Origin of the sequence: Tabrizicola sp. (genome assembly GCF_036781545.1) — a bacterium.
GTDB lineage: Bacteria > Pseudomonadota > Alphaproteobacteria > Rhodobacterales > Rhodobacteraceae > Tabrizicola.
Map to the genome: position 1 here is coordinate 87,748 of NZ_DAIQAT010000002.1, position 15,777 is coordinate 103,524.

Below are 15,777 nucleotides of genomic sequence, written 5' to 3' on the forward strand. Positions count from 1 at the left end.
TCGTAGCCCGTGTCGAACCTGGCCCGCGACACCAGGTCAGGCGCGAATCACTGGCAACCAGCATTCACCGACACAGCAAAGAAGTGCAGCGCGGTCCCGAGCCGTGGCCCGCCCTGACAGCATCAGACTGCAGGGATTGGAAAGGCGAACGACACATTCCGCCAAGGTGAAAATTGCGTGCCGGATCAATCCGATAGCACGCACCAACGAACATATATGTACCTTTCTTTGATGACGCTCTGCCCGGCAACAGACGGATTACTCAGTACAAATTGAGCATTTCTGCCGCTGATGCCAACCCTTCCTTGCTTGCAAGAAGAATCTTGGCAAAACAATGAAGGTACATTTATGTACTTCGACAGGCGCGACCAACGTCGCCGGACCAACAGGAGAGCAAGAGATGAACGACGCAAAGACCGACGCCCGCCGCGGCCATCTGTCCCGCCGCAGCTTTCTCGGGACGGCGGCGGCCACCGCGACGGTGACGGCCGGCGGGCTGTGGCTGCCGCGCGCGGCCCATGCCGACACGCCGAAGAAGGGCGGGACCCTGCGGCTGGGGATGGAGGGCGGCACCAGCACCGACAGCTTCAACCCGATGACGCTGTCGGATGAGCTGCCGATCGCGCTCTGCTACTGCATCATGAACGGCCTGATCGAATTCGACGCCGAGGGGCTGCCGCAGCCGGAGCTGTTCGAAAGCTGGGAGATCGAACCCGGCGCGGTGAAATGGGTTTTCAAAATCCGCCAGGGCATCGCCTTCTCGAACGGCAAGACGCTGACGGTCGAGGACGTGATCTATTCGATCAACCTGCACCGCGGCGAGTCGGTCTCGCAGCTGAAGGGCAATCTGGAACCGATCACCGAAATCACGAAACTGTCCGACAGCCAGATCGCGATCACCCTCAACGAGGGCAATGCCGATTTCGTGGCGCTTCTGGGCGATTATCACCTGCTAGTGGTGCCCGAGGGTCATACTGACTGGACCAAACCGATCGGTACCGGCGCCTATGTGCTGGAAAGCTTCGAGCCGGGCGTGCGTGCCGTCTTCACCGCGCGTGGGGACTACTGGAAGCCGGGCCGCGGCAACTTCGACCGGGTGGAGGTGCTCTATATCCCCGACGCGGTCGCCCGCACCTCGGCGCTGCAATCGGGCCAGATCGACGGCGCCAACCGGCTGGACCCACGGACGGTCGATTTCCTGGCGCAGGCGCCCAACCTGAACGTGGTGCGCGGCGAGGGCACCGGGCTGCGCTATGTGTTCTGCGCCCGGGTCTCGGACGATCCCTACACCAACCAGAACGCGGTTCTGGCGCTGAAATACGGCATCGACCGGCAGAAGATCATCGACAATGTGCTGAACGGCTATGCCACCCTGGGCAACGACCACACCATCAACCCCAACAGCCCCTTCTTCAACGCCGAGCTGCCGCAGCGCCCCTACGATCCGGACAAGGCCGCCTGGCACCTGAAGGAAGCCGGGCTGACCGGCAGCGAGTTCCGCCTGACCGTCTCGGAGGGCGCCTGGGTGACGATGCCCGATTGCGCCCAGATCTTCCAGCAGTCGCTGGACCCGGCAGGCATCAAGCTGGAGCTGAACAAGGTTCCGGCGGACGGCTACTGGAGCAACGTGTGGCGGGTCGATCCGTTCTGCGGGGTGATCTGGGCGTCGCGGATGACGGCGGACGAGAACCTGACGGTCTGCTATTCCTCGACCTCGCCGATGAACGACAGCAACTGGAAGAACGAGGCCTTCGACAAGCTGCTGACCGAGGCGCGGGTGGAACTGGACCAGGGCAAGCGCAAGGAGATCTATGCCACTTGCCAGCAGATGGTGTCCGACGAGGCGGGCCATGTCCTCTTCGCCATCAACGACACGCTGGACGGCTACGGCAAGAACGTCATGGGCGTGAACAAGCACCCGCGCTTCGGCTTCGACGACCTGAGGGTCGCCGAGAAGGCCTGGTTCGCGTAAGCGGGCGGGGGCAGCCATTGGGGGCAGCAGCCGGGCCATGAAACGCTATGTCGCAACCCGTCTCCTGCTGGGACTGGTGACGCTGTTCTGCGTCACCGTCCTGGTCTTCGTTGCCACCAACATGCTGCCCGGCGATGCCGCGACCGAGATCCTCGGCCGCGGCGCCACGCCGGAGACCGTGGCGCGGTTCCGCGCGCAGCTCGGCCTCGACGATCCGCTGGTCCTGCGCTACGGCAAGTGGATCTGGGGCCTGCTGCACGGCGATCTGGGCCAGTCGCTGACCACGCAGGCCAGCATCAACGACACGATCTGGCCGCGGCTGTGGAGCACCCTGCGGCTGGCCGGGCTGACCGCGCTGGTCTCGGTGCCGCTGGCGATCGGGCTGGGGGTGCTGTCGGCCGCGCGCGAGGGCAGTTTCCTCGACCGGGCGCTGGCGATGGCGGCGCTGACCGCGATCTCCTTCCCCGAATTCTTCACCGCCTACCTGCTGATCCTGGTGTTCTCGGTGAAGCTGAACCTGCTGCCCAACCTTTCCACCATCTTCCCCGAGATGACCTTCCTCGAGGCGCTGCGGGCGATGGTGCTGCCGGTGATGGCGCTGTCGTGCCTCGTCACCGCCCACATGATGCGGATGACGCGGACCTCTATCCTGTCGGTGATGTCGCAGCCCTATATCGAGATGGCCTTCCTGAAGGGTGTGCCCCGCGCCGCGGTGATCACCCGCCATGCGCTGCCGAATGCCGCGGCGCCCATCATCGCGGTGGTGGCGATGAACCTGGCCTATCTGGTGGTCGGCATCGTGGTGATCGAGGTGGTCTTCGTCTATCCCGGCCTCGGCCAGTATATGGTCGATGCGGTGGGCAAGCGCGACATTCCGGTGGTGCAGGCCTGCGGCGTGTTCTTCGCGCTGGCCTTCATCGGGCTGAACCTGATCTCGGACGTGCTGGCCGTGTTGGTCAACCCGCGTCTGCGCCGCCGGACCGGAGGGTGATGGCATGGCGTTGTTCGGCACGAGGGTCCCGCTGACCGCGCTGTTCGGCGCCGCAGTGATGGCGCTGTTCATCCTGCTGGCGATCTTCGGCCCCTGGATCACGCCCTATCCGCCCGATGCCACGGTGGGCAAGACCTGGACCGGCCCCTCGGCCGAGTTCTGGCTGGGCACCGACAACATCGGCCGCGACATCCTGTCCCGCATCATCGCGGGGGCGCAGACCACCATCGGCATCGCGCTGGTGACGACGGTGCTGTCCTTCACTCTTGGCGTCTCGGCGGGGATCTTCGCCTCGGTCGGCGGGCAATGGCTCGACAACCTGATGTCGCGGGTGGTGGACATGTTCCTGTCGGTGCCGGTGCTAATCATGGCGCTGATCGTGCTGACCGCGCTCGGCTCCTCGATCCCGACCCTGATCCTGACCATCGCCTTCCTCGATTCCACCCGGGTCTTCCTGGTGGCGCGGGCGGTGGCGGTGGATGTTGCGGCGCGCGACTTCCTCGACGTGGCGCGGCTGCGCGGCGAAAGAATGCCCTGGATCATGTTCCACGAGATCCTGCCCAATGCCATGCCGCCGCTGATTTCGGAATTCGGGCTGCGGTTCTGCTTCAACTTCCTCTATGTCGCCAGCCTCAGCTTCCTCGGCCTCGGGGTGCAGCCGCCGCAGGCGGACTGGGGCGGCATGGTGCGCGAGAACGGCCAGGCCATCGCCTTCGGCATCCTCGCGCCGATCTGGCCGGCGCTGGCCATCGCGCTGGTCACGGTGGCGGTCAACCTGGTGGTGGACTGGCTGCTGTCGCGCAACGTGAAACCCTCCGGCGCCTCGGCGGAGCTGTGAGATGAGCGACGGAAACATCCTGGAAATCCGCAACCTGCGCATCGAGGCGCTGAGCGGCCAGGTGCTGGTCGATGACGTTTCGCTGGAACTGCGGCGGGGCGAGGTTCTGGGGCTGATCGGCGAAAGCGGCGCCGGCAAGTCGACCATCGCGCTGGCCGCCATGGGCTATGCCCGCGCCGGCTGCCGGATCGCGGGCGGCGAGATCCGCATCGATGGCACCGATCTGCGCGGCATCGGGCCCGAGGGGCGGCAGGGCTATCGCGGCATGCGCATCGCCTATGTCGCGCAAAGTGCCGCTGCGTCCTTCAACCCGGCGATGCGGCTGATCGACCAGATCTGCGAAAGCCCGCTGCGCCACCGCCAGATGACCCGGGCCGAGGCCGAGGCCCGTGCCATCGAACTGCTGGGAAAGCTTGGCCTGCCCGAGCCCGCGAAACTGGCCCGCAAATATCCGCATGAGGTTTCGGGCGGGCAGTTGCAGCGCGCCATGGCGGCGATGGCGGTGATCGGCCGGCCAGATATCCTGGTCTTCGACGAGCCGACCACCGCGCTGGACGTGACGACGCAGCTGGAGGTGCTGGCGCTGATCAAACAGATCATCCGCGATCTGCACACCGCCGCGCTCTATATCACCCATGATCTGGCCGTGGTGGCCCAGGTGGCCGACCGCATTATGGTGCTGCGCGGCGGGAAGATGGTCGAACTCGGGGACGCGGAGCAAATCCTTGGGACGCCGGAGCAGCCCTATACCGCGGCGCTGGTGGCCGAGCGTGACCACAGCCGGCCGCTGATGTCCGCCCTGCCTCGCGACCCCGGCCCGCCAGTGCTGGAGGCAGTCGGCGTCGATGCTGGCTACGGCGGCGGCAAGGTCCTGTCGCAGGTCTCGTTCCGCCTGCATCGCGGCGAGACGCTCGCGGTGGTGGGCGAATCCGGCTCGGGCAAGTCTACGCTGGCCAAGGTGGTGACCGGCCTCCTGCCGCAGATGGCGGGCGAACTGCGGCTGGACGGCAGGCCGCTGGCCCCCGGCTACCGCCAGCGCGATGCCGACGTGCTGCGCCGCATCCAGCTGGTCCACCAGTTGCCCGACATGTCGCTGAACCCGCAGCACCGGCTGGCCAAGATCATCGGCCGCCCGCTTGCGCTGTACAGCGGCGCCAGCGGCGCGGTCTTGCAGCGCCGGATCGCGGACCTGCTGGACCTCGTGGGCCTGCCCGCGGATTTCGCCGACCGTTTCCCGCCGCAACTGTCCGGCGGGCAGAAGCAGCGTGTCGCCATCGCCCGGGCGCTGGCGGCCGAGCCGGAGATCATCATCTGCGACGAGCCGACCTCGGCGCTGGACCAGTTGATCGCCGACGACATCCTCAAGCTGCTGATGCGGCTGCAGGGCGACCTTGGCCTCTCTTACCTCTTCATCACCCACGACCTGGGAATCGTCCGCCGCATCGCCCACAACACACTGGTCCTGCTGAAGGGGGAAACCATCGCCCTCGGTCCGACTGCCGAAGTCTTCGCCGAGCCGATGCACCCCTATACCCGCCGACTGCTGGTCTCGGTGCCCGAGATGCGCAAGGGCTGGCTGGAAGAGGTCATGGCCTGAGATCGTACATATGAGTACGGCTTCCCTGCATCCCTTCGGGTTTGCATGTCGGGCGGCACGCCGCCTATTGTCGGCGCAATCATAACGAACGGGGATCGGACAATGCCGGAACAGGACACCGCCAACAGGCCCGCGGAACCGGCGTCCGAGCAGGAACGGTCCGACCGGCTGACCCGGCAGGACTGGCTCGACCTCGCCCTGAAGACGCTGGTCGAGGACGGCATCGACCGGGTGAAGATCCAGATCATGGCCAGGCGGCTGGATGTGGCGCGCTCCAGTTTCTACTGGCATTTCGAAAGCAGCGAGGCGCTGCACAAGGCCATGCTGGAGGACTGGCTGAAGAAGAACACCAGCCCGATCATCGAACGGGCCATGCGCCCTGCCCCGGACATCATCCGCGCTGTCGTCAACGTCTTCGAATGCTGGATCGACGAGACGCTGTTCGACCCGGCGCTCGACATCGCGGTCAGGCTCTGGGCACGCCGCTCGGCCGAAGTGCGGCGCGTCGTGCTGGAGGCAGACCAGTTGCGCATCGACGCCCTGCGCAGGATGTTCCTGCGCCACGGCTATGCCGAGCGCGAGGCGCTGATCCGCGCCCGGGTGATCTACTACACCCAGATCGGCCATCACACGCTGGATGAGTTCGAGGACCCCGAGGTCCGCTTCTCGCACGGGCCAGCCTATCTGCATATCTTCACCGGCCTCGTCCCCGACGAGGACCTGTGCCGCGAGTTCTTCGAGAAGCTGGACGAGACCTACTTCCGCCCCCGCCGCGGCAGGTAGCCCCGCCCCTGCGGGCCCGGTTTCGCCGCGGCGTGCAGGCACTAGACATATGTGTACCTCCATGGCAGCCTGCCGCAAACGGGAGGGACCCATGAAGAATCAATATCGCGTTGCGATCATCGGGGGCGGTGTCGTCGGGGCCTCCGTCGCCTATCACCTGGCGAAATCCGGCTGGACCGATGTGGCGATCATCGAGCGCGACGTGCTGACCGCCGGGTCCAGCTGGCATGCGGCCGGCGGCTTCCACGCCCTGAATGCCGATCCGAACATCGCCGCGCTGCAGGCCTATACCATCGACCTGCTGACCGAGGTGGGCGAGGAATCCGGGATCAACATCGGCATGCACATGACCGGCGGCATCTCGATCGCCTCGGCTCCGGCCCGCTGGGAATGGCTGCAATCCTCCTACCGCACCTTCCAGTCGCTCGGTATCAACGACGTCGAGCTGATCGGCCCGGAAGAGATCAAGCGCCGCTGCCCCATCCTCTCGACGGAGGGCATCATCGGCGGCATGTGGAGCGACCGCGAGGGCCATATCGACCCTTCGGCCGTGGTCCATGCCTATGCCCGCGCGGCGAAGAACCGTGGCGCAGACATCCTGGAGCATACGAAGGTCGAGGACCTGCGGCAGCGTCCCGACGGAGCCTGGGAAGTGATCACCGACAAGGGCATGATCCTGGCCGAGCATGTGGTGAATGCCGGCGGCCTCTGGGCGAAACAGGTCGGCCGGATGGCCGGGATCGACCTGCCGGTCTCGCCGATGGAGCACCATTACCTGGTGACCGAGGCCATCCCCGAACTGGTCGAGATGCAGGGGGAAATCCCGCTGATCGTCGATCTGGAAGGCTTCACCTACACGCGGCAGGAACAGAAGGGCCTGCTGATGGGCATATATGAGCGCGACTTCAAGCATTGGCACATGGAAGGCGCGCCCTGGGACTTCGGCATCGAGCTGATCCAGGAAGACCTTAGCCGCATCGAGGAAGAGCTTTCCCTGGGCTTCCGCCGCTTCCCCTGCCTGAACACGGCCGGGATCAAGCGCTGGGTGAACGGCGCCTTCACCTTCTCGCCCGACGGCAACCCGCTGGTGGGCCCGGTGCGGGGCCTGCGCAACTACTGGGTGGCCTGTGGGGTAATGGCGGGCTTCCTGCAGGGCGGCGGCGTCGGCAAGTCGCTGGCCGAATGGATGATCGGGGGCGAGCCGCAGGCCGACATCTACGGCATGGACATCGCCCGCTACGGCGACTTCGCCTCGAACCGCGAATATATCCGCCAGACCACCGGCCAGTTCTATTCGCGCCGCTTCGTGATGTCCTATCCGAACGAACAGCTGCCGGCCGGCCGGGTGCTGAAGGCGCCGGGCGCCTATGAGGGGATGACGGCGGCGGGCTGCCGCTGGGGCGCGGGCTGGGGGCTGGAACAGCCGCTCTATTTCGCGCCGGAGGGGTTCATCGAGGAGCCGTCGCTGAAACGCTCGAACGCCTTCGACCTGATCGGGGCGGAGTGCCGGGCCGCGCGCGAAACCGCCGGGCTTCTGGATATCACCGCCTTCTCGCGCTACGAGGTCAGCGGGTCGGAAGCCGCCGCCTGGCTGGACCGGACCTTCGCCTGCAAGCTGCCGAAACCGGGCCGTGCCGGCCTTGCGCCGATGCTGGGCGAGACCGGCAAGCTGAAGGGCGACCTGACGATCCTGAACTGGGGCGACGGCACGTTCTGGATCATGGGCTCCTACTACCTGCGGCAATGGCACATGCGCTGGTTCGAGGACCACGCGGCCAAGGGCGTGACGGTGCGCGACATCTCTGACGCCATCGGCGGCTTCGCGGTGGTCGGGCCGAACGCTCGGCATATCCTGCAGAAGCTGACCCATCAGGACCTGTCCAGCGCCGCCCTGCCCTTCATGGGGTGCCGGACGCTCGACCTCGGCCTGATCCGGGCCGGGGTGGCACGGATGTCGGTGACAGGCGAACTCGGCTACGAGATCAACTGCGGTGCGCTGGAACATGCCGCCCTGCGCCGGCTGCTGCTGGACGCGGGGAAAGACCTCGGCCTGCGCGAGATCGGCTTCAACGCGGTGCTGTCGCTGCGGCTGGAGAAGAGCTTCGGCATCTGGTCGCGCGAGTTCACCCAAGGCTATACCCCGGGCGAAACCGGGATGGACCGCTTCATCGCCTGGGACAAGGGCGATTTCACCGGCCGCGTGGCGGCGCTGGCAGAGCGGGACAAACCCTCGGCGAAGGTCCTGGTGACGCTGGAGGTCGCGGCGACCGATGCCGATGCCTCGGGCTATGAACCGGTCTGGCAGGACGGCGCCCTCGTCGGCTTCGTCACCTCGGGCGGCTACGGCCATACCGTGGGCAAAAGCCTCGCCATGGCGATGGTCGACCGCGCCGTGGCCGCGCCGGGCACGCGGCTCTCCACCCATATCGTCGGGCAGGAAGTGGCGGCGACCGTCATCCCGCCTTCGCCGCACGATCCGATGGGGACGGCGTTCCGCTCCTGAGCGCCGCCTTTCCCGGCCCCGCCCCGACCGGGCGGGGCGCAGGACCACCAGCCGGAAACCGCGCCATGACCAAGCACTATTCCGCCCTCTCGCTGGTGAAGGAGGGGCTCCGTGGCCAGAAGGGCTGGGTCCCGGCCTGGACCTCGCCCCAGCCGAAGCCGCGCTATGACGTGGTGATCGTCGGCGGCGGCGGGCATGGTCTGGCGACCGCCTATTATCTGGCCAAGACCCATGGCATCACCAATGTCGCGGTGATCGAAAAGGGCTGGCTCGGCGGCGGCAACACCGGGCGCAACACCACGGTGGTGCGCTCGAACTATTTCTTCCCCGAAAGCGTGCGGCTCTACGACATGGCGCTGAAGCTTTACGAGGGGCTGTCGCGCGAGCTCAACTACAACATCATGCTGTCGCAGCGCGGCATGATCTCGCTTGCTCACACCCCGGCTGAGATGGAAATGGCGGCCCGGGTGGTCAACGCCATGCAGATCAACGGCACCGATGCCGAGTTGTTCGGACCGGAGGACGTGCGGCGGGTGGTGCCGATCTACAACTTCGGCCCGAAGGCGCGCTATCCCGCCCTCGGCGGGGTCTGGCAGGGCCGGTCGGGCACCGCGCGGCACGATGCGGTGGCCTGGGGCTATGCCCGCGCGGCCTCTGCCCTCGGCGTCGACATCCTCCAGCAATGCGAGGTGCAGGAGTTCATCGTGGAGGGTGGGCGCTGCCGCGGGGTGAAGACTTCGCGCGGGGAAATCCGGGCGGATCGGGTCGGCCTCGCCGTCGCCGGCCATTCCGGGCAGATGGCGGCGAAGGCCGGGTTCCGGCTGCCGATCACCTCTTACGCGCTCCAGGCCTGCGTGTCCGAGCCGGTGAAGCCGATCCTCGACACCGTGGTGCTGGCCCCCGGCGCCGGCACCTATGCCAGCCAGTCCGACAAGGGAGAGATGGTGGTGGGCGGCGGGCTGGACCGCATCCCCTCCTACGGCCAGCGCGGTAACCTGCCGGTGCTGGAGACGGTGATCTCGGGCCTTTTGGAGATGTTCCCGTCCTTCCGCCAGTTGAAGCTGATGCGGCAATGGGCGGGGATCGTCGACGTGGTGCCCGACAGCTCGCCCATCATCGGGGAAAGCCCCTTACCGGGGCTGTTCCTGAACTGCGGCTGGGGCACCGGCGGGTTCAAGGCGATCCCGGCGGGCGGCACGCTGCTGGCGCATCTGCTGGCCACCGGGCAGCACCACGACATCTCGCGCCCCTTCGACCTCGACCGTTTCGCCCGCGGACGTCTTATCGACGAGGCCGCGGGCTCCGGCATCGCGCATTGAGGTAGACATGCAGATCTTCTCCTGCCCCTTCTGCGGATCCCGCCCGGAATACGAATTCCACTTCGGCGGCGATCTGGGCAACCACCGCCCCGAGGGCTTCGAGGCAGTGCCGGACCGGGAATGGGCCGACTATCTTTACTTCCGCAACAACCCGAAAGGCACGGCCCGCGAGGTCTGGATGCACCTGACCTGCGGCGAGATGTTCAGCATGACGCGCGACACCGTCACCATGGCGGCCGCGCCGGGCGAGACGCTGACGGAGGGTCAGCCATGACCGCCCGTCGCCTGCCCTCGGGCGGAGAGATCGACCGCGCGCGCCCGCTGCGCTTCACCTTCGACGGCAAGGTGGTCGAGGGCTTCGCAGGCGATACGCTGGCCTCGGCGCTCTTGGCCTCGGGCCGGCAGGTGCTGGGGCGCAGCTTCAAATACCGCCGCCCGCGCGGGCTGTTCGGCGCGGGCGTGGAAGAGCCGAACATCTGCGCCGATGTGACCGAGGGCGCCGCCTTCCGCCCGAACCAGCGCGTCACCACCGAGCCCGCGCGCGACGGGCTGGTGCTGCGCTCGGCCAGCACCGCGCCGGATGCGGAGCGCGACCGGACCGGCTTCATCGACCTGTTCTCGCGCTTCATCCCCTCGGGCTTTTACTACAAGACCTTCATGTTCCCCGACTGGCACCTGTTCGAGCCGCAGATCCGCGCCATGGCGGGGCTTGGCCGGGTGGATCCGGGGAAGACCGGGCCGGTGGGCGATCAGGTCAACCATTTCTGCGATGCGCTGGTGATCGGGGCCGGGCCGGTCGGCCTCGCCGCGGCGCGGATGCTGGCGGGCGCGGGGAAATCGGTCGTGCTGGCCGACGACGGCAGCCGCCCGGGCGGCAGCCTGCTGTATCGTCAGGCCGAGATCGACGGAAAGCCCGGCGCGGACTGGCTGGCCGAAACACTGGCGCAACTGGCCGGGTTGGGTGTCACGATCCTGCCGCGCACCACTGCTTTCGGGCTTTACGATCACGGCCTCGTCGCGCTGAACCAGCGGCATGAGGACGGACGGGCCGATACTTTGTGGCGGGTCAGGCCGGAGTGGATCGTACTGGCCGCTGGCGCGATCGAGCGGCCGTTGCCGTTTTCGATGAACGACCTGCCCGGGATCATGTCGGCCCAGGCCGGGCTGTCCTACCTTCGCCGCCAGGCGGTGCTGCCGGGCGCGAATATCGTGATCGCCGCAAACAATTCCACCGGGGCCGAGGTCGCGCAGGCCATGGCCGCGGCAGGTGCCCGCGTCACTCTGATCGACCGCCGCCCCGATGCCACGCCCCTGCCCGGCATCGCCTGCCATGCCGGGCGCAGCATCGACAGTGCGCTCGGCCGCAAGGCGGTGCATGGCGTGGTGCTGGACGACGGGACCGAGATCACCTGCGACTGCCTGCTGGTCTCGGGCGGCTTCACCCCCACCATCCACCTTTACGCGCAGGCGAAGGGCAGGCTGGCCTGGGATGAAACGCGGCTGGCCTTCCTGCCCGGCGATCCGGTGCCGGGGCTGACGGTGATCGGCGGCGCGGCGGGGCAGTTCACCCTGCACGAAGCCTTCGCCGCCCTGCCCGCCGCGCTCGGGCTGGAAGGCGCGCCGTCGGCCGTGCCGTCGAGCTATGACATCACCCCCGCCTGGCCCGAGCCGGGCTGCAAGGGCCGGATCTGGATCGACTATCAGCACGATGTGACGGCGAAGGACGTGGAACTTGCCGCGCGCGAGAACTTCCTCTCGGTCGAGCATCTGAAACGCTACACCACGCTCGGCATGGCGACCGACCAGGGCAAGACCTCGAACCTGAACGGGCTGGCACTGATGGCGCGGCTGACCGGCCGCGAGATCCCCGAGGTCGGCACCACCACCTACCGCCCGCCCTTCACCCCCGTTCCCTACACCAGCCTCGCCGGCCTGCGCGGCGGTGAGCGGATGAACCCCGTGCGTCGCCTGGCGCTGGAAGGCCGGCACCGCGCGCTCGGCGCGGCCCTGGGGGAATACGGCGGCTGGCTGCGGCCGATCCACTACGGACAGAACGATGCCGCGATCCTTGCCGAGGCGAAGATGGCCCGCGCCACGGTGGGGCTGTTCGACGCCTCGCCGCTTGGCAAGATCGAGGTGATCGGGCCAGATGCGGCGGAGTTCCTCGACTTCATCTATTACAACACCGTCTCCACCCTGAAACCGGGCGGGTGCCGCTACGGCTTCATCCTGTCGGAAAGCGCCGTGGTCTATGACGACGGGGTGCTGGTGCGGCTGGACGAGCATCGCTTCGTCGTCTCCTGCTCTTCGTCCCATGCGGCGGGCGTCCATGCGATGCTGGAGGAATGGCGGCAGGACCGCTTCCCGGCCAAGCGCATCTTCATCCACAACGCCACCGCCGAGACCGCCACGATCACTGTCACCGGCCCGCAGGCCCGCGCGGTGATCAGGGCGGCCGGGATCACCGCCGATCTGGACGACGCGGCCTTCCCGCATATGACCACCCGCCCGGGCTGCCACGGCGACACGCCGCTGCGGCTGACCCGGGTCAGCTTCACCGGCGACCGTTCCTACGAGCTGTCGGTCCGGCAGGATCTGGCGCCCGGCCTCTGGGATGCGCTGGATGGCGCGGCGCGCACCCTCGGCGGCGGTCCGATCGGCATCGAGGCAGTGATGATCCTGCGCGCCGAGAAGGGGTATATCGTGATCGGCAAGGACAGCGACGGCATGACCCGGCCGATGGACCTCGGCCTTTCCGGCCCGCTGAGGTCGAAGAAGGCGGAGTTCATCGGAAAGCGGTCGCTCTTGCAGGAAGAGGCGCAGCGGCCCGACCGCAACCAACTTGTCGGCCTGCAGCCGGAGGACAGCGGCGGCCTGCTGCCGGTGGGGGCGCATGGGCTGGATCTTACCGGGAATGCGCCGCGCTCCATCGGCTATGTCACCTCCTCCTGTCCCGGCGCCGGCCATGACGGCCCGGTGGCGCTGGCGCTGATCGAACGCGGCGCCAGCCGGCACGGCGAAGTGATCGAACTGCACCATCTGGGCAAGCGCCGCCGTGCCCGCATCACCGCGCCCTGCGCCTTCGACCCGAAGGGAGACCGGCTGAATGCTTGACCGCTCCGATTTCTGGACCACCCCGCCCGAGGCGCTGGCGGGCGAAGACATCTCCGTCCGGCTGTTGCCGCCCGTGCCGCAGATCATGGTCAGCGGCAACCTCGACGGCTTTGCCGCCGCCAACGGCCTGCCCCCGCCTGTCGACCTGCTGGCCCAGGTGACAGGACCGCGCTACGCACTGCGGCTGGCGCGGAACCGGATGCTGGCGGTGGGGATCGACCTCGATCCCGCCGCGGGCGGATGGGTCGACGGCGCGGCGCTGACGCCGATGACCGGCGCGCTGGCGATGGTGGAGATCGCCGGGGAGAATGCGATGGCGCTGGTCGCGCGCGGAACCGCCGTCGACCCGCGCCAGCCCTCCGCCTCGGCGGCACTGATGTTCGCGGGCGTCACCTCGGTCCTGTACCGCCACGATGGCGTCCTGCGCCTGCATCTGGACCGCGGCCTCATCCCCTATCTGATGGACTGGTGCGCCGCGTCAGACCTGTTCCGGACGCCGACCGCCGCAATTGGATGACCATCCGCGCCCCGGCAGCGGGGCGCCGGATCACGCAAGCGCCACAGGCCGGGGAGGGCCGACGACCATGGAAACCGAAGGACAGACCGCCCGCGAAAGCCGGACCCGCCGCCGCAACCGTGACGCGACCCCCAAGGTGGTGCGGGCGCCCAACTACCGTCAGTTGCGCCACCCCTTTCCGGCGCAGACCATGTTCTCCGACGATGAGGTGGCGGCGATCCACGACACGGCCCTGCGGGTGCTGGAAGAGCTTGGGATGCGGGTCCTGCTGCCCGAAGCCCGCCAGCTTTTCGCCGCAGCCGGCGCGCGGATTGACGACGACATGGTCTTTATCGGCCGCGATATCGTGACGGCCGCGCTTGCTGGCGCACCGAAAGCCTGGCGGCTGCGCGGCCCCTCGCCCAAGCGCGACCAGGACTATGCACAAGGATCGATGATCTTCATGGCAGGGGTCGGCTGCCCGAACGTGAATGACCGCGAACGCGGCCGCCGCCCCGGGTCGCTGGCCGATTTCGTCGAGACACTGAAGCTGTGCCAGCACTACGACGTGATCCACATGCTTGGCCCGCAGACCGAGCCGCAGGATGTGCCGGTGCATCTGCGCCATTACGCGACGATCAAGGCGCAGCTTGAATACGCTGACAAGCCGCTGTTCCTGTACTCGCGCGGCCCCGGGCAGGTGGCGCAGGGGTTCGAGATGATCCAGACCGCGCTGGCGCTGTCGGATGAGGAATTCGCCCGGGATGTCTGGGTCAGCACGGTGATCAACACCAACTCGCCCCGGCTGCTGGACAATCCGATGGCCAAGGGGCTGATCGACTTCGCCCGCGCCGGGCAGATGTGCATCGTGACGCCCTTCTGCCTTGCCGGTGCCATGGCGCCGATCACTCCGGCGGGCGCGCTGACGCTGCAACATGCCGAGGCGCTGGCCGGGATCACGCTGACCCAGATCGCCAAGGCCGGGGCGCCGGTCAGCTATGGCGGGTTCTCGTCCAACGTCTACATGAAAAGCGGCGCGCCCGCCTATGGCACGCCCGAGCATCTGAAGATGCAGATCGGCGGAGGTCAGCTGGCGCGGTATATCGGTCTGCCGTGGCGCACGGCATCAGGTGCGGCCTCCAACACGCCCGACATGCAGGCCGCGCTGGAGACGACCATGGGGCTTTGGGGTGCGTCGCTGGCGCATGGCACGCTGATCGTCCACACCGCCGGCTGGCTGGAGGGCGGCCTGACCTTCGGCTATGAGAAATTCATCAACGACGTCGAAAGCTTGCAGATGTTTGCCGAGCTTTGCACCAGGCCGTCAGGATCGGCCGCCGAGATCGGCTATGACGCCATTGCCGAGGTGCAGCCGGGCGGGCATTTCTTCCAGACCCAGCACACGATGGAGCGCTACCAGCAGGCCTTCTATGCCCCCATCGTCGCCGATCTGAACAATTTCGGCACATGGACGGAGGCGGGCGCCCGGACCTCCGACATGCGGGCGACCGATGTCTGGAAGGCCATCCTGCAGGACTTCCGGCCCCCCGAGGGCACATCAGAACGCGTCGAGCGCATCCTGCCACTGATCGAGGCCGGAACTGCTGCGGGCGGCGCACCAACGATGGATTGACGGTGGAGGAGGCAGAATGACCTTCTTTGCGGAGAAACGCCGCCCCATGTTCTCGGCCAACTGACCGCAAGGCCGCCCGGTTCTACGGCAAGTTCGAAGATTTGCTTACTCCTGCGACCGCAGCCGGGATTCTTGCCCACAAACGCGCTTGAACGAGGCATGCGGCCTGTCTCCTCGTCTGGGTGTAGAGGGCGGCTTTGGGCATCGAGATACCGGCATTGGGAGCCAGCGCTTTTGACAGCATTCGGCGATGAAAGCCCTCCGTCGTCCTCCTCAGGCAGCAAGACCCGCACTAACCCCGCCCGAATCCGCCTTTTTCAGCCGATCCTGCGCCCTGCTACGCTTCGCAGCTGGTTGCGGGGTTGCGCGACACCTGATTTGGAACTGCGTGTGCAAGTTGTTGATTTTGTTGATATGGATGTGGCTTGAGCAAAACAAAACCCCGCCAATCTGTTGGTTTGGCGGGGTTTTTGTTGTATGATCTGGTTGCGGGGGCAGGATTTGAACCTGCGGCCTTCAGGTTATGAGCCT

12 protein-coding genes are annotated in these 15,777 nt (G+C 67.1%); 11 read left to right on the forward strand and 1 reads right to left on the reverse strand.

The genetic code is table 11. The annotated features are described in order from the left end of the window. Positions 1-400: 400 nt before the first annotated feature. The 11 genes from V7Q39_RS01120 to V7Q39_RS01170 all read left to right on the forward strand — a co-directional run bounded on the left by V7Q39_RS01120 (position 401) and on the right by V7Q39_RS01170 (position 15,246). A complete protein-coding gene (locus V7Q39_RS01120) occupies positions 401-1,972 on the forward strand; it encodes an ABC transporter substrate-binding protein (RefSeq protein ID WP_333814368.1) in 1,572 nt (523 codons plus the stop codon). 37 nt (positions 1,973-2,009) lie between these two features. Then, positions 2,010-2,963, forward strand: coding sequence for an ABC transporter permease (locus tag V7Q39_RS01125; RefSeq protein WP_333814370.1), 954 nt, complete (start codon positions 2,010-2,012; stop codon positions 2,961-2,963). Between the two features lie 4 nt (positions 2,964-2,967). After that, a complete protein-coding gene (locus tag V7Q39_RS01130; protein WP_333814372.1) occupies positions 2,968-3,801 on the forward strand; it encodes an ABC transporter permease in 834 nt (277 codons plus the stop codon). 1 nt (position 3,802) lies between these two features. After that, a complete protein-coding gene (locus tag V7Q39_RS01135; RefSeq protein WP_333814374.1) occupies positions 3,803-5,398 on the forward strand; it encodes an ABC transporter ATP-binding protein in 1,596 nt (531 codons plus the stop codon). Between the two features lie 102 nt (positions 5,399-5,500). Next, positions 5,501-6,181 carry a TetR/AcrR family transcriptional regulator gene (locus V7Q39_RS01140; RefSeq protein ID WP_333814376.1) on the forward strand — a complete coding sequence of 227 codons (681 nt, stop codon included), beginning with the start codon at positions 5,501-5,503 and terminating at the stop codon, positions 6,179-6,181. A 91-nt stretch (positions 6,182-6,272) separates the two neighbouring features. After that, positions 6,273-8,684 carry a GcvT family protein gene (locus V7Q39_RS01145; protein ID WP_333814378.1) on the forward strand — a complete coding sequence of 804 codons (2,412 nt, stop codon included), beginning with the start codon at positions 6,273-6,275 and terminating at the stop codon, positions 8,682-8,684. Positions 8,685-8,749: 65 nt separating this feature from the next. Continuing rightward, complete coding sequence (locus tag V7Q39_RS01150) at positions 8,750-10,003, forward strand: sarcosine oxidase subunit beta family protein (protein ID WP_333814379.1); 1,254 nt, start codon at positions 8,750-8,752, stop codon at positions 10,001-10,003. Between the two features lie 7 nt (positions 10,004-10,010). Next, positions 10,011-10,277: a sarcosine oxidase subunit delta gene (locus V7Q39_RS01155; protein WP_333814381.1), complete on the forward strand. Its 267-nt coding sequence runs from the start codon at positions 10,011-10,013 to the stop codon at positions 10,275-10,277. Further along, positions 10,274-13,117 (forward strand): 2Fe-2S iron-sulfur cluster-binding protein, encoded by a 2,844-nt coding sequence (locus V7Q39_RS01160; protein WP_333814382.1) that lies wholly within the window; start codon positions 10,274-10,276, stop codon positions 13,115-13,117. The genes V7Q39_RS01155 and V7Q39_RS01160 overlap by 4 nt, the downstream gene beginning before the upstream one ends. Continuing rightward, on the forward strand, positions 13,110-13,634 hold the full coding sequence (locus V7Q39_RS01165; RefSeq protein ID WP_333814383.1) for a hypothetical protein: 525 nt from the start codon (positions 13,110-13,112) through the stop codon (positions 13,632-13,634). The genes V7Q39_RS01160 and V7Q39_RS01165 overlap by 8 nt, the downstream gene beginning before the upstream one ends. Before the next feature lie 67 nt (positions 13,635-13,701). After that, positions 13,702-15,246 (forward strand): trimethylamine methyltransferase family protein, encoded by a 1,545-nt coding sequence (locus V7Q39_RS01170; RefSeq protein WP_333814384.1) that lies wholly within the window; start codon positions 13,702-13,704, stop codon positions 15,244-15,246. Between the two features lie 337 nt (positions 15,247-15,583). Here the strand turns inward: V7Q39_RS01170 and V7Q39_RS01175 are convergent. Continuing rightward, the coding region (locus V7Q39_RS01175) for a hypothetical protein (RefSeq protein WP_333814385.1) at positions 15,584-15,777 on the reverse strand (194 nt) is incomplete at its 5' end.

Coding starts and splice junctions, on each gene's coding strand:
- V7Q39_RS01120 (WP_333814368.1), top strand. CDS start 401: ATGAACGACGCAAAGACCGACGCCCGCCGCGGCCATCTGTCCCGCCGC.
- V7Q39_RS01125 (WP_333814370.1), top strand. CDS start 2,010: ATGAAACGCTATGTCGCAACCCGTCTCCTGCTGGGACTGGTGACGCTG.
- V7Q39_RS01130 (WP_333814372.1), top strand. CDS start 2,968: ATGGCGTTGTTCGGCACGAGGGTCCCGCTGACCGCGCTGTTCGGCGCC.
- V7Q39_RS01135 (WP_333814374.1), top strand. CDS start 3,803: ATGAGCGACGGAAACATCCTGGAAATCCGCAACCTGCGCATCGAGGCG.
- V7Q39_RS01140 (WP_333814376.1), top strand. CDS start 5,501: ATGCCGGAACAGGACACCGCCAACAGGCCCGCGGAACCGGCGTCCGAG.
- V7Q39_RS01145 (WP_333814378.1), top strand. CDS start 6,273: ATGAAGAATCAATATCGCGTTGCGATCATCGGGGGCGGTGTCGTCGGG.
- V7Q39_RS01150 (WP_333814379.1), top strand. CDS start 8,750: ATGACCAAGCACTATTCCGCCCTCTCGCTGGTGAAGGAGGGGCTCCGT.
- V7Q39_RS01155 (WP_333814381.1), top strand. CDS start 10,011: ATGCAGATCTTCTCCTGCCCCTTCTGCGGATCCCGCCCGGAATACGAA.
- V7Q39_RS01160 (WP_333814382.1), top strand. CDS start 10,274: ATGACCGCCCGTCGCCTGCCCTCGGGCGGAGAGATCGACCGCGCGCGC.
- V7Q39_RS01165 (WP_333814383.1), top strand. CDS start 13,110: ATGCTTGACCGCTCCGATTTCTGGACCACCCCGCCCGAGGCGCTGGCG.
- V7Q39_RS01170 (WP_333814384.1), top strand. CDS start 13,702: ATGGAAACCGAAGGACAGACCGCCCGCGAAAGCCGGACCCGCCGCCGC.